Raw genomic sequence first — 22,969 nt, forward strand, 5'->3', positions numbered from 1 at the left:
GCCCCGCGCGCGGCTCTCGGGCATCGCCGCGTGATGCCGGGTGCAACCGCACGCAACGGTGCGCAACCGGACCGCAACCCCGCGCGGCCTACCGTCGGAGCAAAGCCGCCGAGCACCGACGCCGCGGCCCCGTCGAAGGAGACCACGATGACCATCGTCGAAGAAGACGTGTCCACCGCGTACGCCGCGCCCGGCCAGCCCGGAGCCGTCGCGAACTATCGTCCCCGCTACGGCCACTACATCGGCGGGGAGTTCGTGGAACCGGCCAAGGGCCAGTACTTCGAGAACGTCAGCCCCGTCAACGGCAAGCCCTTCACGGAGGTCGGACGCGGCACCGCCGAGGACATCGACCGCGCGGTGGACGTCGCCTGGAAGGCCTTCGCCGGCTGGGGAAAGACGAGCCCGACCGAGCGCTCCGTGATCCTGAACCGGATCGCCGACCGCATGGAGCAGCACCTCGAGGAGATCGCGATCGCCGAGACCTGGGAGAACGGCAAGCCCGTGCGCGAGACGCTGGCGGCCGACATCCCCCTCGCGATCGACCACTTCCGCTACTTCGCCGGCGTGCTGCGGGCGCAGGAGGGCGGAATCAGCCAACTCGACGAGAACACCGTGGCTTACCACTTCCACGAGCCGCTGGGCGTGGTCGGTCAGATCATCCCGTGGAACTTCCCGATCCTCATGGCGGTGTGGAAGCTGGCGCCCGCGCTCGCCGCGGGCAACTGCATCGTCATCAAGCCGGCCGAGCAGACACCGGCATCCCTCCTGTTCCTGTTCGAGATCATCGGGGACCTGCTGCCTGCGGGCGTCGTGAACATCGTGAACGGATTCGGGATCGAGGCCGGCGCCCCGCTCGCGCAGCACAAGCGCATCCGCAAGGTCGCCTTCACCGGAGAGACCACCACCGGCCGGCTGATCATGCAGTACGCCTCGCAGAACCTCATCCCCGTGACTCTCGAACTCGGAGGGAAGAGCCCGAACGTCTTCTTCGAGGATGTCGCCCGCTCCACCTCCGATCCCTTCTACGACAAGGCGCTCGAGGGCTTCACGATGTTCGCGCTGAACCAGGGCGAGGTCTGCACCTGCCCGTCGCGCGCCCTCATCCAGCGATCGATCTACGACGGCTTCCTCGCCGACGGCCTCGAGCGGGTCGGCAAGGTCGTGCAGGGCAACCCGCTCGACCCCGCCACGATGATCGGCGCGCAGGCCTCGAACGACCAGCTGGAGAAGATCCTCAGCTACATCGACATCGGGAAGCAGGGTGGGGCTCGGCTGCTCGCGGGCGGTGAGCGGGTCGACCTCGGCGGCGACCTCAGCGGAGGGTTCTACGTCGCGCCGACCGTGTTCGAGGGCACGAACGACATGCGCATCTTCCAGGAGGAGATCTTCGGGCCCGTCCTGTCGGTGACCTCCTTCGACGATTTCGCCGACGCGATCTCCATCGCCAACGACACCCTCTACGGTCTCGGCGCCGGAGTCTGGAGCCGCAGCGGAGACACCGCCTACCGCGCGGGGCGCGCGATCGAGGCCGGCCGCGTCTGGACGAACACGTATCACCAGTACCCGGCGCACGCCGCGTTCGGCGGCTACAAGCAGTCGGGCGTCGGCCGCGAGAACCACAAGATGATGCTCGACCACTACCAGCAGACCAAGAACCTCCTGGTCTCGTACGCGGAAGGCCCGATGGGATTCTTCTGATGACCATGGTCCGGCGGGTCGACGTGACGGATGCCGCGGCATCCCTCGTCCGCGACCTCACCGTGCAGCACGGTCCGCTGATGTTCCATCAGTCGGGCGGATGCTGCGACGGCTCTGCTCCCATGTGCTACCCGGTGGGGATGTTCATCACGGGGCCGGGGGACGTGCTGCTGGGCGCTCTCGACGTGGGGCTGGATGCTCCGGTCGAGGTGTACATGTCGGCGTCGCAGTTCGAGTACTGGAAGTACACGCATCTGACGATCGACGTCGTGCCGGGGCGCGGCGCGGGGTTCAGCGTCGAGGGGCCGACGGGGATGCGGTTCCTCATCCGTTCGCGCATGCTCGACGCGGCGGAGCTGGAGCACTTCGGCCTCCGAGCAGCGGCAGAAGCCGGGCGGCCAGCACCCCTAGTTGTGGGGGATTCGATGGGAAGAGCGTGATGCGGCGCACCTCTCTGCCGTCACATAGGTGAAGGCGGGCCAACCCGCCTGTTTGCCGCGCCATGCCGCCCGAGGTTTGGCGCGACCACCTGGAGGAGAGGCCCATGAGTTCCCGAACACAGGAGGCAGCGCGCAGACCGCGTGCCGTCGTCGCATTTCTGGTCGTGCTGTTCACGATGATCACGGGGGTGATCGTCGGCACGGCATCCGCGCGCGCCGACGTGCCGAATCCGCCCGCCGCTGCGCCGTTCACCGCTCCGCTCTGCGAAGGGACGACTCCGAACAACCCGGCGGTCGCCACCGGAGCGGTCCCAGACCTCACGCTCGTCTTCGGACAGCGACTGGTCGACTACAACGCCGGAGAGCTCGTGCACCTTTACGGCACGCAGGGCACGAACGGCGCGACCCCATCATGCACCGTGCGTTATGTCGAAGGGGTTGGGCCGGTCTCGGAATGGACCTTCTGCACCGACCACAGACTCAGCCCCTGTACGACCACCGCCGCCGATGGTTCGCTGGCCGGCGGAATCCCCGGCCTCTCACCGCTGGAAGGCAATGACCGTCTCACGGGTGATCAGGAGCGCCTGATCGCCTACATCATCCGACACGATCTCCCCGCTGTGTACGGAAGCGTGACCATCGCGACGAACGCGAACAGCAACAGCCGCACTGCACGCCAGCTCCTCGTCTGGTGCGTCTCCGATCCCGATGAGAACATCGTCGTGGGATTCTGCGACTCCTACATGAACGCCGCCGAGCAGCAGCGCATCCTGGCTCTCGTCTCGACCGAGTCTGAGCTGACCTTCGCGCTCGCCGCCGACAGCACCGATCTGGAGGTCGGCGACATCGCGCACGTGAACGTCACCACGAACATCTACAGCCAGCCGATCGCACTCGAGACGAACGGAGGCTCCGTCTCGGTGTGCGCAGGTGACGCGGTGCTCTCCGGGGGCGTGCTGACCGTGGCTGGAGCCGACGCGGCCACGCCCACGACCATCACTCTCTGCGTCACCTCGACGGAGCCCGGCACGGTCACCGTCGCGGGTTCGGCGGCGCCCACCTCACGCGAGCACGTCAGCTGGGTGCAGTCCGATTCGCTATGCCAGGTGTTCGCGACGTTCGAAGCCGCGCGTGCGAATCCGATCGCGTCGTCTGCAGCGGTGCAATTCCGCGCTGTGGCGGCGGAGACGGGCGGGTTCTCGGTGTCGAAGGCCGTGGTTGGCGAGGCGGCTGAGTCGGTGCCGACGGGCACGGCGTTCACGGTCTCGTACACGGTCGACGGTGGTGAGTCGCAGTCCTTGACGGTGCTGGCGGATGGGACGCCGGTGGCGGTGACGGATCTGCCGGAGGGTGCTGTCGTCGCTCTGTCGGAGGTCGCGCTTCCCGCGATCACCGGTGTGACCTGGGCCACTCCGGTGTTCTCGATCGACGGTGAGGAATCGAGCACGGTGACGATCCGTGCTGACGAGATCGCAACCGTGGCGCTCACCAACACGGCGAACACGACGCCTGTCGTCCCGGAGAACCCGGAGAACCCGGAGAACCCGGAGAACCCGGGTGTTCCGGGCGCCCCCGGAAAGCCGGCGGCCCCGGATGCAGCCGGTGGAGGCCTCGCGATCACCGGCGGCACCGCCGCGTGGGGAGCAGCTGGTTTCGGGGCGATGCTGCTCCTCGCCGGAGCCGTGACGATCGCTGTCCGTCGGCGTCGCTCGACCGCGGAGATCGACTAGAAGCTCGGTCTGGTCGGAGGCCCGGTGCGTGAACCGCGTCCGGGCCTTCGTCGTCCGCCCTGGACGCGAGAACCGCAACCGGTTGCAACGTCGAACGGTATACCGTTAATGCATTCACGTGCAGTACGTCAGTCCCCAGCTGATCGCACGTGCGGACGGTCATGCCGTCCTGCGGAGGGAGAGTCGATCTTCTTCTGATCCCGAGGGGGGATGGGGTGGGCGGCTGGTCCCCAAACAGCACCCACCCCCACACCCGATGTCCGCTCAGCCGAGCGTTCGCATCCAGATCCAGGCGATGCCGATCACCACGACGACCACGATCGGAACCCACGAGAACCGTCGCTTCAGCCGACGCCCCTCGTGCGCGACGCCCGGCGGCGGCGTGAGCATCCCGACCGGGGGAGCGAAGGGCAGCGCGACCGGAGTCGCAGCCTGCACCGCGCCGACGTTCTCCGCCAGCAGGCGCTCGTCCCGCCAGCGCGCCCACTGATCGAGCTTCGTGATCAGTGCGCCGACCGCGCCGAACAGCCACGCCCAGGTGGCGGGGTCGAGGGTCGACGCCTTGCGCTGCGTGTACAGGAACATCCAGTCGTCGACGATCTCCACGTCGAGCTGGGCCGCGTTGTCGATGAAGCGCGCCATGATGTCGGGCGTGAACAGGTACAGCGCGTCGCGCTCGTAGCCCTCGGGGCAGTACAGCGTGAAGTAGTCATCGAAGTCACCCTCGAGCGACAGCCGCTGCCTGCGCTCGAACGCCGCGGGCAGGTTCGTGCCGAAGGCGTTGTTGCCCTTCGCGTCGAGCACGATGTTGGGCAGCGGCACGTCGAGCTTCACCGCGACGTAGCCCCAGTGGTACGTGGTCGAGTTCTTCCCCGATTGCACGGTGTACTGGTAGTTCCCGAACTCGACGAAGCGGGGAACGGAGCCTCGGACCAGGTCGGTGGACATCCGCGACCGGCCGAGGCTGAAGATCATCCCCGGCAGCGGAGGGTCGGCCACCCTCTCCTGGTAGCTCATGCCGTTCGCCTGCGCGAAGCGGTGCAGCCGGTAGGCGGAGACGCGCCGGTTGCGCCATCCGGACCACGCCACGACCGCGATCAGGATGCCGCCGCCTCCGAAGAGCACGAGCGGGAGCGCGGCGAGCAGAGATCCGTCTCCTCCCGAGAAGGCGAGGCCCGCGAAGGCCACACCGATCATCGGGATCATGATGATGCCGACCACCACGGCGATGACGATGCCGATGATCGCCGAGGTAGAGCCGCCGCCCGGCGTGCGGCGGGCGCGCAGCTCGGCGGCGAATGCCCGCACCGCCTGAGGATCGACCGGCTCCCACAGGGGGCGCGCATCGAAACCCGGCTGCGGTGCGGGCGTCGTCACCGGTTCTCCTCGTCGGCGTCCTCATGCAGGAGGGAGCCCTCGGGGATGGGGAACGCCTCGATCCGCTCGTCGGCGCAGATCGCCGCGATCAGCTCGACGGAGCCCGCGATCACGGTCGAGTCATAGTCGATCTCCGAGACCAGCACCCACGCGCGGTCGTCGGGCCACAGGATCTGCGGACTGATCGCGTTCGGAGGGAAGCCGTGCTCCTCGGCGGGCAGATCCCGCCACGGCGCGTGCAGCATCCAGTCCTGCTCCGCGAACTCGCGGGAGGATGCCGAGAACTGCACGTACGCGCGCTCGGGCAGCTCGAGCCGCGGCGCCTCGGAGATCTCCCGTGACAGGATGCCCTCCTGCCAGGTGGGCTTGCGGAACACGTTGTTGAACGGGTCGTGGGTGCTGCGATCGAGCATCGCGCGATGGTTCGGATCCTCGTCGACCGTGAAGAACAGACGGGACGGACTGTGGCCGAGGAAGCCGAGGAGACCCCCGCGTCCCTCCCAGAGCGCGGCGACACCGGCATCCGGTGTCGAGGTGTGCTCGGCGAGGTGACCGGCGACGGACGAGAGGAGCTCGGAGCTCAGCTGTCCGAGCGCCGGCCCCGAGAACTCGCGTCCGTCGGGGGCGATCCTGACGTTCCCGTCCTCACCAGGAGGCGTGCGCACGAGGTGCAGCCACTGCGCGAGCGGATGCAGGACGGTGCCGAACGCGTCGGCGGCGTCGCGCCAGGTGGCGAGTTCGGTGACGAGCAGCTCCGACAGGCGCAGCCGCTCGCGATCCGGCATCCGCGTCCACTCCTCGGGAGTCGGCACCGCGCGGCCGGGCAGCGACTGCACGATCGTCGGGTGCAGCACGCGGGCGTAGGCGGGGTAGCCGCGCGGGACGACTCCGTGCATGCTGTCGAACGAGGCGTCGAGGCGGTCTCTCAACCAGGCTCCCGCGGTCGGATCGGCAATCCACTCCATGCGTCCACGGTACCCGTCGTCGTCGTGCCCGCATCGGGCGACGCCGGTGCGGCAGACTGGGCGCATGAGTCAGGTCTCCGTCGCGCCCGCAGAGCGCGTCTTCCGCCGGCATCCGCTCCGCACCGCCGGGGGATCGCTGCTCCTCTCCGTCGTGTTCGCGGCCGCCGTGCTCTTCCTCCTGCCGAAGTTCCTGCCGCCGAACATGACGATCTCGACCCGCGGCACGATCGTGCTCGTCGTCGTGATCGCCATCACACTGGCCGTGTGGATCGGCGCGTTCTGGTTCCGCAACATCCGGGTGATCGTGCGGGCCGACTCCGTGGAGATCGGCCGTCCGGGCAACACCGAGACCTACAGCCGTGCGACGACGGCCTTCCGCTCGAAGATCACCGAGCACCGCACGAACGGCTTCCGCACCGGCACCACCAGGGCCCTGATCGCCTGGACGGGCGGGCGCGAGACGGTGATCGAGCTGCCCGGCTTCACCCGGACCACCTTCAACGAGCTCATGGCGCAGCTCACGCCGATCAGCGCACCGCCCGCGGTCGACCCCGTCGAGGCGGCGCGCGCCAGGGCGAAGCTGCCGACGACGTTCACGATCGACGCCTCGAAGGAGCGCAGCCTCGGCCGCGGCTTCCTCATCGCCGCGATCGTGTTCGCCGCGGCGACCATCGGGACGGTGCTGATGGCGTTCACGCCCGGCTTCCTGGAGGGGGAGCTGTCGGCGCTCATCCTGATCGCGCCGATGGCGGGTGTCGCCGCCATCGGCTTCGGCATCGGCGCCGCACAGCGGTACCGCGTCGCCCGGACGACCCCGACCCGGATCTCCCTCAGCCACCACGGCATCCGGATCGGCGAGGTCGACCACCCGTACGCGCAGCTGACGCGCATCTGGCTGACGCCGCCCGCGTACCCGATCAGGAGGATCAGGATCGAGCGCCCGGCCGGCCGCAGCATCACCCACGTGCTCGGGTCCACGCGGATCACGATGACCCCCGACTATGCCGCGTTCCTGGAGGCGGTGCGCGCCGAGACCGCGCCGTGGCCGGGGCTGCTCTCGCTGGACCTGGAGTGACGATGCTCGCACCGGAGTACCCGATCCGCACCGAGCGGCTGCTGCTGCGTCCGCTCCGTCCCTCGGACGCCGAGCAGATGGTCGTCTACAAGTCGGATGCCGACGCGGTGCGCTACGTGCCGTACGACCCGCTCACCCTCGCCGAGGTCGAGGAGCGGCTCGCGACGCGATGGTCGACGAGCCGGTTCGAGAAGGTGGGCGACGCGATCTGCCTCGGCGTGGAGGAGCAGGAGACCGGACGTCTGGTGGGCGACATCGTGCTGTTCTGGCGCAACGAGGAGGACCGCGAGGGAGAGGTCGGCTACATCCTCGATCCGGCCTTCTCGGGGCGCGGCTATGCGACGGAGGCGGTGTCCGCCCTGCTCGATCTCGGCTTCGACGGACTCGGTCTGCACCGCATCGCTGCACGCATCGACGAGCGCAACAGCGCGTCGGCCAGGGTCGCTGAACGACTGGGTCTCCGCAGGGAGGCGAGGTTCGTCGAGGGCTCCTGGTTCAAGGGCGAATGGACGACCCTGCTCGTCTACGGCATCCTCGACCGCGAATGGCGCACCCGCTCCGATCGTCCATAATCAGGAGCATGAGCATTCCCTCCCTCGACGGCCGGCGCTTCCGGATGATCTCCTCCACGACCTCTGCCGTGGACCCCGAGGCTCCGAGCGAGTTCGTGTACTGGGAGCGCGACGGCGCGATCTGGGGCGACTACTCCGGCGACACCGTGACCTTCGGACGCTTCGTCGGAACCCGCACGGGCGACACGATCTGGGTGTCGTTCGTGCACGTGCTCGTCGCTGACGGCACGGTCGTGACCGGAGACGGCGAGAGCGACCTCGAGCTCACCGACGACGGACTCATCCGCCTGGTGGAGCACTACGAGATGCACGGGGCCCCGCAGCTCAGCGTGTGCGAGGAGATCGCCGCCGCCTGAGCGGCGCCCGTCCACGAGCGCGGTCATGTGACGGCGCTCGCGCTCTCGCGCTCTCGCGCTCGCGCTCGCCGCGCGGAGCGTCAGCGCGGGGGGAGCGTGTCGCGGCCGGGGGATGCGGGAGTCCAGCGGGTCATGCCCAGGGGCACCTCGACGCTGCGCTCCGGCAGGTCGGACGGCAGCAGGTACGAGCGGCGGATCACCTCGTCGAGCACGACGACGCTGACGACCGTGCGGACCTCGGGGAGCTGCGCGATGACCCCGGTGGAGAACTCGTGCACGCCGCTGACGTCGACGGCGCGGATCAGTAGCATCGCATCGTGCTCGCCGGTCGTGATGGCGCACCACTCGACGTCGGGCATCTCCACGATCCGCTCGCGGAACGACGCCCACGCCTGGGGCATCACGGTCACGAACACGAGGGCGCCGATCGAGAGTCCGGCCTTCGCGGGGTCGACCCGTGCGCTGAACCCCGTGATGACGCCGTCGTGCACGAGCGACTCGACCCGGGTGTACGCGTTCGCCCTCGAGATGCCGACCTTCTCGGCGAGGGCGGCGATCGAGACGCGCCCGTTCTCACGGAGCACGTCGAGAATTCTGTACGCGATGTCGTCGAGTGGCATGGCACTTCGTCCAGATTGCTTCAGGACTTCTGCGTCACTGCTGGACATATTGCACCTCTCGGCTAGGGCTGACATCAGATTGAGCCAGCGTTACGCATTCTTGATAGACAGATCGTCGCACATCATGGGAATCTGAACACGGTCGTCCATATCGGACGTCCTACCCGAAATGTACTCCTCGCCCTTGGAGGTCACCATGGTGTCGCGTCGCAGCACCTCACTCATCGCTCTGGGAGCCGTCGCGCTCCTCGCCCTCGCCGGATGCTCCGGCGGCAACTCCGCCAACGGCGGCGGCAACTCCGCCGGTGGCGACTCGCTCGTCATCGACACCGCCTTCTCGATCGAGACGGGCGACCCTGGTCACACCTACGACCCCACCGGCAACATGATCGCGAAGGCGCTCTACGAGACGCTGGTCGACTTCAAGGGATCCGACGTCTCGACGCCGATCCCCGGTCTCGCGTCGTGGGAGCAGAACGACACCGCCACCGAGTTCACGTTCACGCTCGAGGGCGACCGCGTCTTCTCCGACGGCACGCCGATCGAGGCCAAGGACGTCGTGTTCTCGCTGCAGCGAATCCAGGGCATGGCCGACGCCAAGCCCAACTTCCTGCTCGGCGGGCTCACCATCGCGGAGGTCGACGACAAGACCGTCACGATCACCTCCGAGACCCCGCTGCTTCAGCTCCCCGCGATCCTCGCGAACCCGGCCCTGGGCATCGTGAACTCCGACGTGGTCATCGAGAACGGCGGCTCGACCGACGGCTCCGACAGCGCGCAGAAGTTCCTCGACGGCGCGTCGGCGGGCTCCGGTCCCTTCGTCCTCGACACGCTCGACCTCTCCTCGCAGGTCGTGCTGAAGAAGAACGACAAGTACAACGGCGACGAGAAGGCGGGCTACGACCGCGTCGTCGTGCGCAACGTGTCCGAGAGCGCGACGCAGCTCGCGAACCTCAAGGGCGGCGACTCGATGGTCGCGATGGACCTCAACGGCGACCAGGTCGCGGGCCTCGGCGACAGCCTGAAGGTCGAGTCGGTCCCGTCGGGTCAGACGATCTTCCTGCTGCTGAACCAGTCGCAGGCCGTCGCGGGCGACCTCGCGAACGTCAAGATCGCCGAGGCGATCCGCTACTCCCTCGACTACGACGCTCTGCTGGAGCTCGCCGGCGCCGGAGCGGTGCAGGCCACCGGCGTCATCCCGCCCGGATTCGAGGGCGCGCTCAAGACGGGCGTGAAGCCCGACAAGGCGAAGGCCGACGCCGCGCTCACCGCAGCCGGCTACACGGGCCAGACGCTCAAGCTGCAGTTCCCGAACGACTACCCGGTCGGCGGCGTGGAGTTCACCCCGCTCGCCGAGCGCATCCAGTCGCAGCTGGCGGATGCCGGCATCACCGTGGAGCTCGCCCCGCAGCCGTTCGCGACCGAGCTCGACGCGTACGTCAACGGCACCGAGGGCTTCGGCCTGTGGTTCTGGGGCCCCGACTACGCGGACTCCGCGAACTTCCTCCCCTTCGCACCCGGTCTGAAGGTCGGCCTGCGCGCCGGCTGGGCGGCCGACGCGAACCCGGAGATCGCGGGCATCGCCGCCGGTGCGGCCAGCGCCACGGATGCCGACACCCGTTCCGCCGCGTTCACCTCGTTCGCCGAGGCGATGCAGGAGGAGGGCCCGTTCGTGCCGCTGATCGTCCCCGGTCGCAACATCGCCACGGCGGATGCCGTCACCGGCGCCGTGTACAACTCCGTGTGGGAGATGGACATCGCCGAGATCACTCCCGCGGGCTGAGGCGCTCATGACGACAGTGGCGGTGCAGAGACAGGCGCAGCGGCGCAGGTCTCCGCTGATCGGCTACCTGCTGCGCCGGATCGGGACCTCCCTGCTCCTGCTGGTGGGAGTCACGATCGTGACCTTCGCGCTCACGAACCTGGTGCCGGGCGACCCCGTGTCGGCCGCGCTGGGTGAGGGCGCGTCGCAGAACCCGGCGACGCGAGAGGCGTTCATCCAGGCGCACGGGCTCGATCAGCCGCTGATCGTGCAGTACTTCATCTACATGGGGAATCTCCTCCGCGGAGACCTCGGCACGTCGCTGGTGACCGGACGCCCGGTCACCAGCGACCTCGCCACCGCGGTGCCCGCGACCATCGAGATCGCGATCGGCGCCATCATCCTCAGCCTCGCGGTGAGCATCGTGCTCGGCACGCTCGCCGCGTACCGCCGTGGGCTCGTCACCGACCAGGTGATCCGCGTGGTCACCCTCGTGGGGCTGAGCGTTCCGACGTTCTGGCTCGCGCTGGTCAGCTTCTACGTGTTCTTCCTGCAGCTGCACATCGCTCCCGGCTCCGGGCGCATCTCGCCGTCGATCCTGCCGCCTCCGAAGATCACCGGCATGTACACGATCGACTTCCTGCTGAACGGCGACGGCGTGGGCTACTTCGACGCGCTGGCGCATCTGGCGCTTCCGATCCTCGTGCTCTCGCTCGTGACGATCGGACTGCTCACCCGGTTCATCCGCACCTCGGTGCTGGAGGTGCTGGGCAGCGACTACGTGCGCGCGGCGAGGGCCAAGGGCCTGCCCGCGATGCGCGTGATCCTCGACTACGTGCTGCGCGGAGCATCCCTCCCCATCCTCACGGTCGTCGGTGTCGCGTTCGGCTCGCTGCTGTCGGGCACCGTGCTCGTCGAGTCGGTGTTCGCGTGGCCGGGCCTCGGCACCTACGCCTACAACTCGGCCGCCAACCTCGACCTCCCCGGCATCATGGGCGTCGGTCTGGTCGTCGGCCTCATCTACCTCCTCATCAACTTCGTCGTCGACCTGCTCTACGGCGTCCTGGACCCGAGAGTGAGGATCGCATGAGCCGCATCGAAGAGGCCGGCGGGCGGTGGCGGTTCCGGTTCCGCTGGCCGCGCGCCTGGCGCACGCCGCTCGGCGTGATCGGCACGGTCATCGCACTGGCCTGGGTGATCATCGCCTTCACGGCGCAGTGGTGGGTGCCGTTCGACCCGAACGCGCAGAAGCTCCCCCGTCTGCAGCCGCCGGGCATCGACACGCTCCTCGGCACCGACGGCAACGGCCGTGACATCTTCTCCCGTCTGATGACGGGCGCGACCGTGAGCCTTCCGCTCGCGCTCATGCTCGTGATCGCGGCCATGATCATCGGCACCGTGATCGGCGCCGTCGCCGGCTACTTCGGCGGCTGGGTCGACGAGACGCTGATGCGCATCACCGACCTGTTCATGGCGTTCCCGACGGTGATCCTCGCGATGGTGGTCGCGGCATCCCTCGGCCCGTCCCTGTTCAACGCGGTGATAGCGGCGATCGTGGTGTCGTGGCCGCAGTACTCGCGCGTCACCCGCAGCATCGTGTTGGGTCTCCGCGGACAGAACTACGTGATCGCCGGGCGCCTGCTCGGCCACTCGCCGCTGCGCACCCTGTTCGTCGACATCCTGCCGAACATCGCGGGCCCCATGCTCGTGCTCGCGACGCTCGACATCGGCGCGGCGATCCTGCTGCTCTCCGGTCTCTCCTTCCTCGGTCTCGGCGCTCAGCCGCCGACCCCGGAGTGGGGCTCGATGATCTCCGCGGCGATGCAGAATTTCGACGCGTGGTGGCTCGGGGTGTTCCCGGGTCTCGCGATCCTCACGGTGGTGCTGGCGTTCAACTTCCTCGGCGACGCGATGCGCGACGTGCTCGACCCGACCGCCGAGATGGCGCACGAGAAGCAGGCCGAGCACAAGGCCGACGCGAAGGTGGTGACGGCATGACCGCGCTCAGCATTCGCGACCTCACGATCGACATCGGCCGTCCGCTGGTGCGCGGCATCTCCCTCGACCTCGAGGCGGGGCGCATCCAGGGTCTGGCCGGAGAGTCCGGTTCGGGCAAGACGCTGACCTCGCTGGCCGTGCTCGGACTCCTCCCGCGGCAGGCCCGCACGGGCGGCTCGATCACCCTCTCGGGCGACGAGCTCATCGGCATGCGCCGGCGCCAGCTCAACCGGGTCCGCGGCAAGAGGGTCGCGATGGTGTTCCAGGACCCTTCGGCCTCCCTGCATCCGCAGCTGCCGGTGGGTCGCCAGCTCACCGACCACATGCGCGTGCACCTGAACCTCAAGAAGGATGCCGCGAGGGCCAGGGCGATCGAGCTGCTCGAGATCGTGCAGGTGCCGAACCCGGCCGAGGCGCTGAAGCGCTACCCGCATCAGTTCTCCGGCGGACAGCGTCAGCGCATCGCGATCGCCTGCGCGCTCGCGTGCGACCCCGAGGTGCTGCTGGCCGACGAGCCGACGACCGCACTCGACGTCACGGTGCAGGCCGGCATCCTGAGGCTGCTGCGCGACCTCGCGATCGAGCGCAACCTGGCCGTGCTCCTCGTCACGCACGACCTCGGCGTGATGAGCGCCATCGCCGATGACGTCGCGGTCATGAAGAACGGCGAGATCGTGGAGCGGGCCGACCGCGAGACGCTCTTCCTCTCGCCGCAGCACGAGTACACCCGCACGCTGCTCGCCGCGCTCCCCGGTTCGAAGATCGCCGAGGCGGATGCCGAGCACCAGGAGGTCGCGGTGGAGACACCGCGCGAGGAGGAGGCGACGGATGAGTGAGGTTGCTGTCCTCGATGCCCGCGATGTGGTGGTGCGGTACCCCGGCACCCCGCCGGTGATCGCCGTCAACGGCGTCTCGCTGAGCGTGGCCCCCGGCGAGACCGTCGCGCTGGTCGGCGAGTCCGGCAGCGGAAAGTCGAGCCTGGCCCGCGCGGCCGTGGGCATCGAGAAGCTCGCCGCGGGAACCGTGCGGTTCCGTGACGCTCCGGTGACCCCGCTCGGGATCCGCCGCCGATCGACCGCGCTCACCGGCATCCAGATGGTGTTCCAGGATCCGTCCACCTCGCTGAACCCGCGACGCCGCATCGGCGATCAGATCGCCGACGGCATCGCGACCGCCAAGGCGCGGGGAGCCGAGGGGTCGAGGGTCGAGGAGTGGCTGGAGAAGGTCGGCCTCCCCACCACGGTCACCTCGCGCTTCCCGCACCAGTTCTCCGGTGGCCAGAAGCAGCGCATCGCCATCGCGCGGGCGCTCGCCGCGCGGCCGTCGCTGCTCGTGGCCGATGAGCCGATCTCGGCGCTGGACGCCTCGACGCAGACCAGCGTCGCCGGTCTCATGCGCGACCTCGTCGCCGAGGCGGGGGCCGGGATGCTGTTCATCTCGCACGACCTCGCCGTGGTGCGCCGCATCGCCGACCGGACGTTCGTGCTCTACTCCGGCCGCGTGATGGAGTCGGGCCCCACGGACCGCGTGTGGTCGGACCCGCAGCATCCGTACACTCAGGCACTGCTCGCCGCGATCCCGGAGCCGGACGGTGCAGGGCGTATTCCTGAGGCACCCTCGACAGATGACCGCATCCTGTGGTCCGAGGTGCCGCCGGTCCTGGGCTGAGCGCCCGGAGTCGATCGACGAAGGCCCCTGCGGACGCATCCGCAGGGGCCTTCGCGCGTTCGGGCGGGGCCCACGCGTCACTCGCAGCCTCGGCGGCGTGCGCGTCTCCGGCGTGCGCCTCTCGGGCGTGCGCCTCTTCGGCGTGCGCGTCTCCCGCGTGCGCGTCTCCCGCGTGCGCCTCTTCGGGAGGAGTTCGCAGGCTCGGGCGGAGGATTTCGTCGAGATCATCCTCCCGAGCGTGCGAACTCCTCCCGAGCGTGCGACGGATGTCGTCATCGAACTCGACTCACCCGCGGGGATCTAGGTAAGCTAAGGCAACCCTAACCCGATGAAGGACTCTCATGCCCTCCACCCGCACCCGGGCGATCACCGCCCTCCTCGCCGCCGCCCTGGCTGCTGCCGCCCTCACGGCCTGTGCCCCGGCATCCGAATCCGGGGGAGCGGCGCCCGCGGGCGACTCCGACGCGTTCCCCGTCACGGTGGAACACGCCTACGGCGAGACCACCGTGCCCGCGCAGCCGACGCGCATCGTCTCGGTCGGCATGACCGAGCAGGACACTCTGTGGGCGCTCGGCCTCGAGCCCGTCGGCGTGACCGAATGGTACGGCGGTCACGACTTCGCGTCCTGGCCGTGGGCCGACGACGCCAGGGGGGATTCCGAGCCCGAGGTGCTCACGACCAGCGACGGGCTCGATTTCGAGGCGATCGCCCTGCTCGACCCCGACCTCATCATCGGAACGAACGCCGGCCTCACGAAAGAAGACTACGAGCGACTGAGCGAGATCGCGCCCACCGTCGCCCACTCCGCCGACTACACCATGTACTTCGAGCCGTGGGACGTGCAGACCCTGCAGATCGGCGAGGCCACCGGTCTGCTCGACGAGGCGCAGAAGCTCGTCGACGACATCGACCAGCAGTTCGCCGACGCGGCCGAGGCGCACCCGGAGTTCGCCGGCACGCCCGTCGTCTTCCTGCAGAACGCGATCTACGACGGAAGCGCCATCGCCTACCAGGACGGACTGAGCACCGACTTCCTCACCGGCCTCGGACTCGTCGTGCCGAGCGAGATCGACGCCTACGCCCCCGAGGACGAATCGGGCGGTCAGGCGTACATCCCCGTCGAGAACCTCGACGTGCTGAACGCCGCCGACGTGCTCATCTGGGGGACCGAGTCCGAAGACGACGTCTCGGCGCTGGAGGACACGGCCTTCGTGTCTGCGCTCACTCCGCAGAAGTCCGGCAAGGTCGTCTACACCGACGGGGTGACGGCCGGCGCCATCTACTTCTCGTCTCCGCTCAGCCTGCCGTACGTGCTCAAGACGCTCGTCCCCGCTCTGACGACGGCCGTCAGCGGTGGAGGCCCTGCGCGCACCGCGGAGTGACGAGCGCGACGCGGACGACGCACGCCCCGACGGTCATCTCCGGCCGCCGGGTCGCGCTCGTCCTCGTGCTCGCCGCCGTCGGACTCCTGCTGGCCGGGGTCATCGGGCTCACCGTCGGCACTCGGCTGATCGGCCTCGGCACGGTCGTCGACGCGGTCCTGCGATTCGACGGGGATGCTCTGCAGCTCGTCGTCCGCGAGTCGCGGATCCCGCGGACGGTCATCGGCATCGTGGTCGGGCTCGCGCTCGGCGCCGCGGGAGCCGTCATGCAGGGGCTCACCCGCAACGCGCTCGCCGACCCCGGCATCCTCGGCGTGAACGCCGGCGCCTCGGTGGCCGTCGCGATCGCCGTGGCCGCGCTGGGACTGTCGTCGTTCCCCGTGCTGATGGCGTTCGCCCTCCTCGGTGCGCTCATCGCCACCGCGATCGTGGTGCTGCTCTCCGCCGCGGCCGGTGACGGCAGCCCGGTGACGCTCGTGCTCGCGGGCGTCGCCCTCGCCGCGGTGCTCGGCGGCGCGACGACCGCTCTCGTGCTCCTCAACCCGACGGCCTTCCTGCACATGCGCAGCTGGGAGTCCGGGGCCCTCGCCGGGCGGGACCTGTCGATCCTCGCGGTCGCCGGCCCGGTGATCGCCGTGGGTCTGGTGCTGGCGCTGCTCCTCACCAGAAGCCTCGACGTGCTCGCCCTCGGCGATGACACGGCGGCTTCGCTCGGTGTGCCGATGCGGCTCGTGCGCGCGGGTGCGGTCGTCGTCGTCACGCTCCTCGCCGGCACTGCCACCGCTGTCGCCGGACCGATCGCGTTCCTCGGACTCGCGGTGCCGCACATCGCCCGCGGGCTGGTCGGCGCCTCGCAAAAGGCGATCGTGCCGCTCTCGGCGCTGCTCGGCGCGATCGTCATCGTGCTGGGCGACGTCGTCGGACGCCTCGTCATCGCACCGCAGGAGGTGCCGGTGGGCATCGTCATGGCCTTCGTCGCGGCACCGTTCATGGTGTGGATCGGCCGTCGCAGAAGCCTGACGCAGCTGTGAGCGTCGTGCATCGGGGGCGTCGGCGGCTGAGCGGGCACGCACGTCTGGGCATGTCCGCCCTCGTCGCGGTGGTCGTCGTCGCGTTCCTCGCGAGCCTGTGCATCGGCGACACCGTGATCGATCCCCAGCGCGTGCTGCAGTCTCTCTTCAGCGCCGACGGCGGCGTGCGCATGGTCGTCGTCGGATGGCGGATGCCGAGGGCTCTCGCCGCGATCGTGTTCGGCGCCGCCCTGGCGCTGGCCGGGGCGGTCTTCCAGGTGATCACGCGCAATCCGCTCGGCAGTCCCGACGTGATCGGCCTCACCACCGGCGCGTACACCGGCGCCCTCGTCGTGATGACGGGAGGGCTGGCCGGCTCGGGAGCGCTGGTGACGCTCGGCGCCGTCATCGGCGGATTCGCCACCGCCGCCCTGGTCGCGGTGCTCGTCGCGGGAAGGGGAGCGCTCGGCTATCGGATCGTCATCGTGGGCATCGGCGTCGGCGCCGTCCTCGCCGCCGTGAACGCGTGGATGCTGCTGAGAGCCCGTCTCGAGGTGGCGATCTCCGCCGCGATCTGGGGCGCCGGGTCGCTCGGCGGCGTCACCTGGCAGCAGATCGGACTGCCCTTCGCCGTCATCGCGGTGCTGCTCGTCGCGCTCGCCTGCGCTCGCCGCGGGCTCTGGCTCGTGCAGCTCGGGGACGACATCGGCACCGGTCTCGGCGGCCGCATGGGGTGGAGCAAGATCGGCCTCGTGGCGATCGCCGTCGGCCTCACCGGGGTGGTCACGGCGATCGCCGGCCCCATCTCGTTCGTGGCGCTCGCGGCGCCGCACCTCGCGAAGTCCATCGTGAAGTCCGGGACGGCGCACCTCGTGGCGACGGCCCTGATGGGCGCTGCGCTGCTGTGCGTCTCCGACCTCATCGGGCAGAACGTCATCCCGAAGCATGCGCTCCCCGTGGGCGTGGTCACCCTCGTGCTCGGCGGCGTGTACCTCATCTGGCTCGTGGTGCGCGGGTCCCGGCGGCGCCCGTGAGCGGCGAGGGGTCGAGGCGGACCGGGCCTGTGGCTATCATGTCTCGGTGCCGGACCAGGAAGATCTGAGAACTGTTCCACCGCCGCCGCTGCAGGGGGTGCGCGTCCTCGACGTGTCCACGCTGTTCGCGGGGCCGCTGGCGGCGACCTTCCTCGGTGACTTCGGCGCCGACGTGATCAAGGTCGAGCATCCGACGAGGCCCGACGCCGCACGCGGCCACGGGCCGCAGAAGGACGGCGTCAACCTCTGGTGGAAGACGCTCGGGCGCAACAAGCGCACGGTCACGATCGACCTGAGCACGGATGCCGGAGCCGACGTGCTCCTGCGCCTCGTCGCCGACGCCGACGTGATGATCGAGAACTTCCGGCCGGGGACGCTGGAGCGCTGGGGGCTCTCGCCCGAGCGTCTGCACGAGGCGAACCCGCGCCTGGTCCTGGCGAGGGTCACGGCCTTCGGCCAGTTCGGCCCGTACTCCTCGCGGCCGGGGTTCGGGAGTCTGGCCGAGGCGATGAGCGGGTTCGCCGCCCTCACCGGAGATCCGGACGGACCTCCCACGCTTCCGCCGTTCGGCCTCGCCGACGGCATCGCGGCGCTGGCGACGTCGTACGCGGTCATGGCCGCGCTTCGCGGCGCCGAGCGCGACGGGCGGGGGCAGGTCGTCGACATGGCGATCATCGAGCCGATCCTGATGCTGCTCGGCGGGCAGATCACGGCGTGGGACCAGCTCGGCCTCGTGCAGCCCCGCACGGGCAACCGATCGGTGAACAACGCGCCCCGCAACGTGTACCGCTCGCGCGACGACGTCTGGCTCGCGGTCTCGACCAGCTCGCAGTCGATCGCGGAGAGGGTGATGCGGATCGTCGGGCGCGCGGAGCTCATCGACGAGGACTGGTTCGCCTCAGGGCACGAGCGCGCACGGCATGCCGACGAGCTCGACGACGCGGTGCAGTCGTGGATCGGCGCGCACGACGCCGCCGAGGTGGTCGCGGCCTTCGAGGCGGCATCGGCCGCCGTCGCCCCGGTCTACGACGTCAGGGGAGTCGTCGACGACCCGCAGTACCGGGCGCTGGGGACGGTCGTGAGAGTGCCGGACGAGGAGCTCGGCGACATCGCGATGCAGAACGTGCTGTTCCGGATGTCGCGCACCCCGGGGTCGATCCGGTGGGCAGGGCGCCCGCACGGCGCCGACACCGACGAGGTGCTGGGTGAGGCCGGGTTCTCGGATGCCGACATCACGGCGCTGCGCGAGGCGGGTGCGGTGTGATGGACCTCTACCGGACGGGTCTTTACGTGCCGGGGGATCGCCCCGACCGCTTCGGCTCGGCGGAGTCCAGTGGAGCCGACCTCGTCGTCTTCGACCTCGAAGACGCTGTCGCGCCGGATCGCAAGGCTCTGGCTCGGGACGCGGTCGTGGAGTGGCTTCGCGGGGGTCGCCACGCCGCGGGCTCCGCGGCGAACCGCGCCGCGGATGCGACGTCGGTCGCGGTGCAGGTGCGCGTGAACGCCGGGGATGAAGACGATCTCCGCGCCGTGTCCGCACTTCCCGAGTGGATCGGCATCCGACTCCCGAAGGTCGAGAGCGCTGCCGATGTCGATCGGGTGGCGTCGGTCGCGCCCGGGCGGCCGCTGATCGCGTTGCTCGAATCCGCGCGCGGGGTGGTGAACGCGACGGAGATCGCGCAGCATCCCGTCGTGTCCGCCCTGGCGCTCGGCGAGAGCGACCTGCGCAGCGATGTCGGGGGAGGGGAGCGGATGCTCGAGCACGCGCGCCTCACGGTGCTGTTCGCGGCGCGGGCCGCCGGCCTCCCGGCTCCCATGGCATCCGTCTTCCCGGCGATCCGCGACCTGGAAGGTCTCGACGCCGACACCCGCCGCGCGGCGGATCTCGGTCTCTTCGGTCGGATGGCGGTGCACCCGTCGCAGCTCCCGGTGATCGCGGCGGTGTTCTCCCCGACGCCCGCGGAGGTCGCTTGGGCCGAGGAGGTTCTCGCCGCGCTCGCCGCGGGGGGCGTCGCAACCCTGGCCTCGGGGGAGATGGTCGACCCCGCCATGCGAGCACGCGCCGAATGCATCCGCAGCCTCGTGGGCTGATTCGGCACATCGTTCTCGATCCCGCCCCGTCGGGCACAGCTTCGGAGTGGGGCTCCGGGGTGCGTGGGCACAGCTTCGGAGTGGGGACGCGACACGCGGGCTCACGGCATCCATCGTCGGGGTGTCGGAGTCTTCGCTCCGAAGTTGTGCCCGGGAGGGAGGACCCCGGATCCGAAGCTGTGCCCGGGAACCCCCCTTGACACCGGCATCCGACACCCCTAGATTCCCTGGAGCCCGACCAGCGCCGATTTGGAAACGTTTCCACATTCGGATGCTGGAAACGTTTCCACTCGAAGAGGAGCATCATGGGGACGAAGCCGACTCTGCACGAGGTCGCGGCCGCGGCCGGCGTCTCGCTGGCCTCGGCGTCTCGCGCTCTCACCGGCCGCTCGGCGAGCCCCGAGATGGTCCGCAAGGTCCGCACGGCGGCGAAGCGCATCGGCTACCTGCCCGACGCCACCGCGCGATCGCTGCGCCTCGGCGGTCACCGCCAGGTCGTGTTCGCGGTCGACGACATCGGCAACCCGAACTACGTGCAGATGCTGCGCGCGATCGAGGCCGAGCTGGGGGAGACCACCCGCATCAGCGTCTCGTCCACCGGCCGGCGCCCTGATCAGACCGTCGAGCTCGTCCGGATGCTGAGCATGGGAGCGGGCGACGGACTCATCATCTCGCCGCTGCGCGTGACCCCGGCGCTGCGCCAGGCGATCGCCGACACGGTCGTGCCGGTCGTCGTGATCGGCACCCTGCACTCCGACCTCGGCATCGACAACGTCTTCGTCGACTCCTCGGTCGCCGTCGGCATGGTCGTCGACCACCTCGTCGAGATCGGCCGCACGCACATCGCCGTCATCAACGGGCCGGGCAACACGAACCCCGGTGCGGCCCGTCGCGCGGGCTTCACCGCCGCCGTCGAGCGGCACGCGCTCCACCGCGCCGACGCGCTGCAGATCACCGCCGCCGACTTCACGGTGGGGGCGGGCGTCGAGGCGGCTGAGCGGCTGCTCGCGGCGACGCTCGACGACGGCATCCCCGTCGACGCGATCGTGTGCGCGAACGACCTCATCGCGATCGGCGCCATCAGCGCCGCCCGGCGCCGCGGGCTGCGCGTCCCCGAGGATCTCGCCGTCACCGGCATCGACGACACCGAGCTCGCCGCCCTCTACAGCCCGCCGCTCACCTCCGTGTCGCTGCAGTCCGAGCATCGAGGGAGGATCGCGGCGCGGATGCTCAGCGAGAGGTTCGCCGATCCGTCCCGCCCGCCGCGGCGGGAGACCGTCGAGGCGACCCTCGTCATCAGGGCGTCGACGATCGGAGAAGCAGCATGAGCGTCGACTCCGGCATCCGCCGGCCCGCCGCCTCGCCCGCTCCGCGCACAGGCGGACTGGCCCGCTCGCGGCGCAACGAGGCGATCGGCCTGGTCATCCCCACGCTGATCCCGATCCTCGCCCTCAGCGTCGTCCCGCTCGTCATCGGCGTCGCGACGGCCTTCACCGACTCGCGACTCGCCCGCAACCACGAGACGCAGTTCATCGGCTTCGAGAACTTCATCAAGCTCGGGTCCGACACGCAGTTCTGGCAGTCGTTCGGCATCGGCATGATCTGGGCCGTGACGGTGACCGCGCTGCAGCTGATCGGCGGGCTGTGCCTCGCGCTGCTGCTGAACACCGACCTGCGTTTCCGCGGCATCACCCGCGTGCTGGCGCTGATCCCGTGGGCCATGCCGCCCGTGGTGGTCGCGGTGATGTGGCAGATGATCTACTCGCCGACCAACGGTCCGCTGAACTGGCTCATCGAGTCGCTCGGAGGACCCGCGAACATCAACTGGCTCGGCGACTTCGGACTCGCCCTCCCCGCCGTGATCCTCGTGGGGGTCTGGGTCGGGATGCCGCAGAACACGGTCGTGCTGCTCGCCGGTCTGCAGCAGGTGCCGAGCGAGCTGCTCGAGGCCGCGGCGGTGGATGGCGCCGGCACCTGGCGGCGGTTCGTCAACGTCACGCTCCCCGCTCTGCGCCCCGTGATCTTCTCGATCGCCAGCCTGAGCTTCATCTGGAACTTCAACTCCTTCGGCATCGTCTACGTGATGACCGAGGGCGGCCCCGGCGGCCGAACCATGCTGCCGATGCTGTTCACCTACCTCGAGGCGTTCAAGACCCGCAACACCGGTGGGGCCGCCGCGATGGGCGACGTGATCGTCCTCTTCCTCATCGTGATCCTGGTGATCGCCCTGTGGCGCCAGTTCCGTCCTGAGAGGAGCGCACGATGAGCGACACGACCGCGACCAGGAGCATGGTCACCCAGAACGCGACGAAGACGCAGCGGCGTCGGGCCGACCGGCGCGCGAAGAAGCCGATCGCGCGCATCCTGCAGTACCTCGCGCTCGCCGGATTCCTCGTCTTCCTCGGCTTTCCGCTGCTGTGGCTGATCTCGACCGCGTTCAAGTCCTCGGCGGAGATCAACTCCCTCGCCGTGAACCTGTTCCCGCTGCAGCCGACGATCGACAACTTCATGGTGGCGCTCGAACGTCAGGGGCTCGTCCGTGCGGCGGGCAACAGCCTCCTGGTGGCGGTCGCGACGACGATCATCGTGACCCTGCTCTCGATCCCCGGCGCCTACGTGATGGCCAGGTACCAGGGCAAGCTCCGCTCGATCGGCGTCGGGTACATCCTGGTGAGCCAGATCTTCCCGGTCATCCTCATCGTCATCCCGCTGTTCTTCATCCTGCGGTCGGTCGGCCTGGTCGACTCGCTGCTCGGTCTCGTCGCGGTGTACTCCGTCTACACGCTGCCCTTCTCGCTGTGGATGCTGCAGGGCTACGTGGCAGCGATCCCCTACGACGTCGAGGAGGCCGCCGCGATCGACGGCGCCAACAAGTTCCGCACCCTCCAGCGGGTCGTCTTCCCGCTGCTCATGCCGGGGCTCGTCGCGACGGCGATGTTCAGCTTCGTGTCGGCGTACAACGAGTTCTTCTTCGCGCTGGTGCTCCTGCAGTCGCCCGAGAACTACACGCTGCCGATCGCCCTGTCCACGTTCGTCGGCGGTGAGGGCAAGGTCGCGGTCGGGCCCCTCGCCGCCGGCGCCCTGCTCTCCAGCATCCCCAGCATCGTGTTCTTCACCCTGCTCCAGAAGCGCCTGGCCACCGGTCTGCTGTCCGGCGCGGTCAAGGGCTAGAACCCGCAGTCTCCACGCAG

The 22,969-nt window shown here is 69.5% G+C and carries 23 protein-coding genes; 20 read left to right on the forward strand and 3 right to left on the reverse strand.

Going from position 1 to position 22,969, the window contains the following annotated elements; genetic code table 11:
* Positions 1-147 precede the first annotated feature (147 nt).
* The 3 genes from ACFVRO_RS04135 to ACFVRO_RS04145 all read left to right on the forward strand — a co-directional run bounded on the left by ACFVRO_RS04135 (position 148) and on the right by ACFVRO_RS04145 (position 3,868).
* On the forward strand, positions 148-1,698 hold the full coding sequence (locus tag ACFVRO_RS04135; protein WP_386949566.1) for an aldehyde dehydrogenase family protein: 1,551 nt from the start codon (positions 148-150) through the stop codon (positions 1,696-1,698).
* Positions 1,698-2,138, forward strand: a complete 441-nt coding sequence (locus tag ACFVRO_RS04140) for a DUF779 domain-containing protein (protein WP_386949568.1) — start codon at positions 1,698-1,700, stop codon at positions 2,136-2,138. Before ACFVRO_RS04135 ends, ACFVRO_RS04140 begins: the two co-directional genes overlap by 1 nt.
* Before the next feature lie 104 nt (positions 2,139-2,242).
* On the forward strand, positions 2,243-3,868 hold the full coding sequence (locus ACFVRO_RS04145) for a DUF5979 domain-containing protein (protein WP_386949571.1): 1,626 nt from the start codon (positions 2,243-2,245) through the stop codon (positions 3,866-3,868).
* A 264-nt stretch (positions 3,869-4,132) separates the two neighbouring features.
* Here ACFVRO_RS04145 and ACFVRO_RS04150 read toward each other — a convergent pair whose 3' ends face one another.
* A complete protein-coding gene (locus tag ACFVRO_RS04150) occupies positions 4,133-5,245 on the reverse strand; it encodes a hypothetical protein (protein ID WP_386949574.1) in 1,113 nt (370 codons plus the stop codon).
* Positions 5,242-6,210, reverse strand: a complete 969-nt coding sequence (locus ACFVRO_RS04155) for a hypothetical protein (protein ID WP_386949577.1) — start codon at positions 6,208-6,210, stop codon at positions 5,242-5,244. Before ACFVRO_RS04155 ends, ACFVRO_RS04150 begins: the two co-directional genes overlap by 4 nt.
* A 64-nt stretch (positions 6,211-6,274) precedes the next feature.
* Here ACFVRO_RS04155 and ACFVRO_RS04160 point away from each other — a divergent pair, with 64 nt between their 5' ends.
* The 3 genes from ACFVRO_RS04160 to ACFVRO_RS04170 are packed head-to-tail and all read left to right on the forward strand — an operon-like array spanning position 6,275 to position 8,213.
* A complete protein-coding gene (locus ACFVRO_RS04160; protein ID WP_386949579.1) occupies positions 6,275-7,285 on the forward strand; it encodes a hypothetical protein in 1,011 nt (336 codons plus the stop codon).
* 2 nt (positions 7,286-7,287) lie between these two features.
* On the forward strand, positions 7,288-7,857 hold the full coding sequence (locus ACFVRO_RS04165; RefSeq protein WP_386949582.1) for a GNAT family N-acetyltransferase: 570 nt from the start codon (positions 7,288-7,290) through the stop codon (positions 7,855-7,857).
* Positions 7,858-7,865: 8 nt separating this feature from the next.
* Entirely contained in the window at positions 7,866-8,213 is a 348-nt protein-coding gene (locus ACFVRO_RS04170; protein ID WP_223585500.1) for a hypothetical protein, read from the forward strand.
* 80 nt (positions 8,214-8,293) lie between these two features.
* On the opposite strand, the gene ACFVRO_RS04175 is transcribed toward ACFVRO_RS04170, so the two are convergent.
* A complete protein-coding gene (locus ACFVRO_RS04175) occupies positions 8,294-8,833 on the reverse strand; it encodes an Lrp/AsnC family transcriptional regulator (RefSeq protein WP_386949585.1) in 540 nt (179 codons plus the stop codon).
* Between the two features lie 196 nt (positions 8,834-9,029).
* Between ACFVRO_RS04175 and ACFVRO_RS04180 the strand changes: the two genes are divergently transcribed.
* The 14 genes from ACFVRO_RS04180 to ACFVRO_RS04245 all read left to right on the forward strand — a co-directional run bounded on the left by ACFVRO_RS04180 (position 9,030) and on the right by ACFVRO_RS04245 (position 22,949).
* The gene (locus tag ACFVRO_RS04180; protein WP_386949587.1) at positions 9,030-10,616 is read left to right on the forward strand and encodes an ABC transporter substrate-binding protein; all 1,587 of its coding nucleotides are present in this window, start codon (positions 9,030-9,032) and stop codon (positions 10,614-10,616) included.
* Between the two features lie 7 nt (positions 10,617-10,623).
* Positions 10,624-11,685, forward strand: a complete 1,062-nt coding sequence (locus tag ACFVRO_RS04185) for an ABC transporter permease (protein WP_105676749.1) — start codon at positions 10,624-10,626, stop codon at positions 11,683-11,685.
* A complete protein-coding gene (locus ACFVRO_RS04190; protein ID WP_105676750.1) occupies positions 11,682-12,593 on the forward strand; it encodes an ABC transporter permease in 912 nt (303 codons plus the stop codon). The genes ACFVRO_RS04185 and ACFVRO_RS04190 overlap by 4 nt, the downstream gene beginning before the upstream one ends.
* Positions 12,590-13,429: an ABC transporter ATP-binding protein gene (locus ACFVRO_RS04195; protein ID WP_386949589.1), complete on the forward strand. Its 840-nt coding sequence runs from the start codon at positions 12,590-12,592 to the stop codon at positions 13,427-13,429. Before ACFVRO_RS04190 ends, ACFVRO_RS04195 begins: the two co-directional genes overlap by 4 nt.
* Positions 13,422-14,261 carry an ABC transporter ATP-binding protein gene (locus ACFVRO_RS04200; RefSeq protein ID WP_105676752.1) on the forward strand — a complete coding sequence of 280 codons (840 nt, stop codon included), beginning with the start codon at positions 13,422-13,424 and terminating at the stop codon, positions 14,259-14,261. Before ACFVRO_RS04195 ends, ACFVRO_RS04200 begins: the two co-directional genes overlap by 8 nt.
* A gap of 97 nt (positions 14,262-14,358) precedes the next feature.
* Positions 14,359-14,565, forward strand: coding sequence for a hypothetical protein (locus ACFVRO_RS04205; RefSeq protein WP_386949592.1), 207 nt, complete (start codon positions 14,359-14,361; stop codon positions 14,563-14,565).
* Positions 14,566-14,602: 37 nt separating this feature from the next.
* Positions 14,603-15,643, forward strand: coding sequence for an iron-siderophore ABC transporter substrate-binding protein (locus tag ACFVRO_RS04210; protein WP_386949595.1), 1,041 nt, complete (start codon positions 14,603-14,605; stop codon positions 15,641-15,643).
* Positions 15,640-16,674 carry a FecCD family ABC transporter permease gene (locus ACFVRO_RS04215; RefSeq protein ID WP_386949596.1) on the forward strand — a complete coding sequence of 345 codons (1,035 nt, stop codon included), beginning with the start codon at positions 15,640-15,642 and terminating at the stop codon, positions 16,672-16,674. Before ACFVRO_RS04210 ends, ACFVRO_RS04215 begins: the two co-directional genes overlap by 4 nt.
* Positions 16,671-17,687 (forward strand): FecCD family ABC transporter permease, encoded by a 1,017-nt coding sequence (locus tag ACFVRO_RS04220; protein ID WP_386949599.1) that lies wholly within the window; start codon positions 16,671-16,673, stop codon positions 17,685-17,687. The genes ACFVRO_RS04215 and ACFVRO_RS04220 overlap by 4 nt, the downstream gene beginning before the upstream one ends.
* A gap of 46 nt (positions 17,688-17,733) precedes the next feature.
* Complete coding sequence (locus ACFVRO_RS04225; RefSeq protein ID WP_386949602.1) at positions 17,734-18,951, forward strand: CaiB/BaiF CoA transferase family protein; 1,218 nt, start codon at positions 17,734-17,736, stop codon at positions 18,949-18,951.
* Positions 18,951-19,778: an HpcH/HpaI aldolase/citrate lyase family protein gene (locus tag ACFVRO_RS04230; RefSeq protein WP_386949603.1), complete on the forward strand. Its 828-nt coding sequence runs from the start codon at positions 18,951-18,953 to the stop codon at positions 19,776-19,778. The genes ACFVRO_RS04225 and ACFVRO_RS04230 overlap by 1 nt, the downstream gene beginning before the upstream one ends.
* 305 nt (positions 19,779-20,083) lie before the next feature.
* Complete coding sequence (locus tag ACFVRO_RS04235; protein WP_386949606.1) at positions 20,084-21,106, forward strand: LacI family DNA-binding transcriptional regulator; 1,023 nt, start codon at positions 20,084-20,086, stop codon at positions 21,104-21,106.
* Positions 21,103-22,044: a carbohydrate ABC transporter permease gene (locus ACFVRO_RS04240; protein ID WP_105676765.1), complete on the forward strand. Its 942-nt coding sequence runs from the start codon at positions 21,103-21,105 to the stop codon at positions 22,042-22,044. The genes ACFVRO_RS04235 and ACFVRO_RS04240 overlap by 4 nt, the downstream gene beginning before the upstream one ends.
* A complete protein-coding gene (locus ACFVRO_RS04245) occupies positions 22,041-22,949 on the forward strand; it encodes a carbohydrate ABC transporter permease (protein WP_386949609.1) in 909 nt (302 codons plus the stop codon). Before ACFVRO_RS04240 ends, ACFVRO_RS04245 begins: the two co-directional genes overlap by 4 nt.
* The last annotated feature ends 20 nt before the right edge of the window (positions 22,950-22,969 follow it).

The sequence above is a fragment of the Microbacterium sp. NPDC057944 genome, assembly GCF_042887445.1.
GTDB classification, from domain to species: Bacteria; Actinomycetota; Actinomycetes; order Actinomycetales; family Microbacteriaceae; genus Microbacterium; species Microbacterium natoriense.

Coding starts and splice junctions, on each gene's coding strand:
- ACFVRO_RS04145 (WP_386949571.1), top strand. CDS start 2,243: ATGAGTTCCCGAACACAGGAGGCAGCGCGCAGACCGCGTGCCGTCGTC.
- ACFVRO_RS04235 (WP_386949606.1), top strand. CDS start 20,084: ATGGGGACGAAGCCGACTCTGCACGAGGTCGCGGCCGCGGCCGGCGTC.
- ACFVRO_RS04245 (WP_386949609.1), top strand. CDS start 22,041: ATGAGCGACACGACCGCGACCAGGAGCATGGTCACCCAGAACGCGACG.
- ACFVRO_RS04140 (WP_386949568.1), top strand. CDS start 1,698: ATGACCATGGTCCGGCGGGTCGACGTGACGGATGCCGCGGCATCCCTC.
- ACFVRO_RS04165 (WP_386949582.1), top strand. CDS start 7,288: ATGCTCGCACCGGAGTACCCGATCCGCACCGAGCGGCTGCTGCTGCGT.
- ACFVRO_RS04240 (WP_105676765.1), top strand. CDS start 21,103: ATGAGCGTCGACTCCGGCATCCGCCGGCCCGCCGCCTCGCCCGCTCCG.
- ACFVRO_RS04155 (WP_386949577.1), bottom strand. CDS start 6,210: ATGGAGTGGATTGCCGATCCGACCGCGGGAGCCTGGTTGAGAGACCGC.
- ACFVRO_RS04190 (WP_105676750.1), top strand. CDS start 11,682: ATGAGCCGCATCGAAGAGGCCGGCGGGCGGTGGCGGTTCCGGTTCCGC.
- ACFVRO_RS04185 (WP_105676749.1), top strand. CDS start 10,624: ATGACGACAGTGGCGGTGCAGAGACAGGCGCAGCGGCGCAGGTCTCCG.
- ACFVRO_RS04200 (WP_105676752.1), top strand. CDS start 13,422: ATGAGTGAGGTTGCTGTCCTCGATGCCCGCGATGTGGTGGTGCGGTAC.
- ACFVRO_RS04170 (WP_223585500.1), top strand. CDS start 7,866: ATGAGCATTCCCTCCCTCGACGGCCGGCGCTTCCGGATGATCTCCTCC.
- ACFVRO_RS04160 (WP_386949579.1), top strand. CDS start 6,275: ATGAGTCAGGTCTCCGTCGCGCCCGCAGAGCGCGTCTTCCGCCGGCAT.
- ACFVRO_RS04195 (WP_386949589.1), top strand. CDS start 12,590: ATGACCGCGCTCAGCATTCGCGACCTCACGATCGACATCGGCCGTCCG.
- ACFVRO_RS04135 (WP_386949566.1), top strand. CDS start 148: ATGACCATCGTCGAAGAAGACGTGTCCACCGCGTACGCCGCGCCCGGC.
- ACFVRO_RS04230 (WP_386949603.1), top strand. CDS start 18,951: ATGGACCTCTACCGGACGGGTCTTTACGTGCCGGGGGATCGCCCCGAC.
- ACFVRO_RS04180 (WP_386949587.1), top strand. CDS start 9,030: ATGGTGTCGCGTCGCAGCACCTCACTCATCGCTCTGGGAGCCGTCGCG.
- ACFVRO_RS04210 (WP_386949595.1), top strand. CDS start 14,603: ATGCCCTCCACCCGCACCCGGGCGATCACCGCCCTCCTCGCCGCCGCC.
- ACFVRO_RS04175 (WP_386949585.1), bottom strand. CDS start 8,833: ATGCCACTCGACGACATCGCGTACAGAATTCTCGACGTGCTCCGTGAG.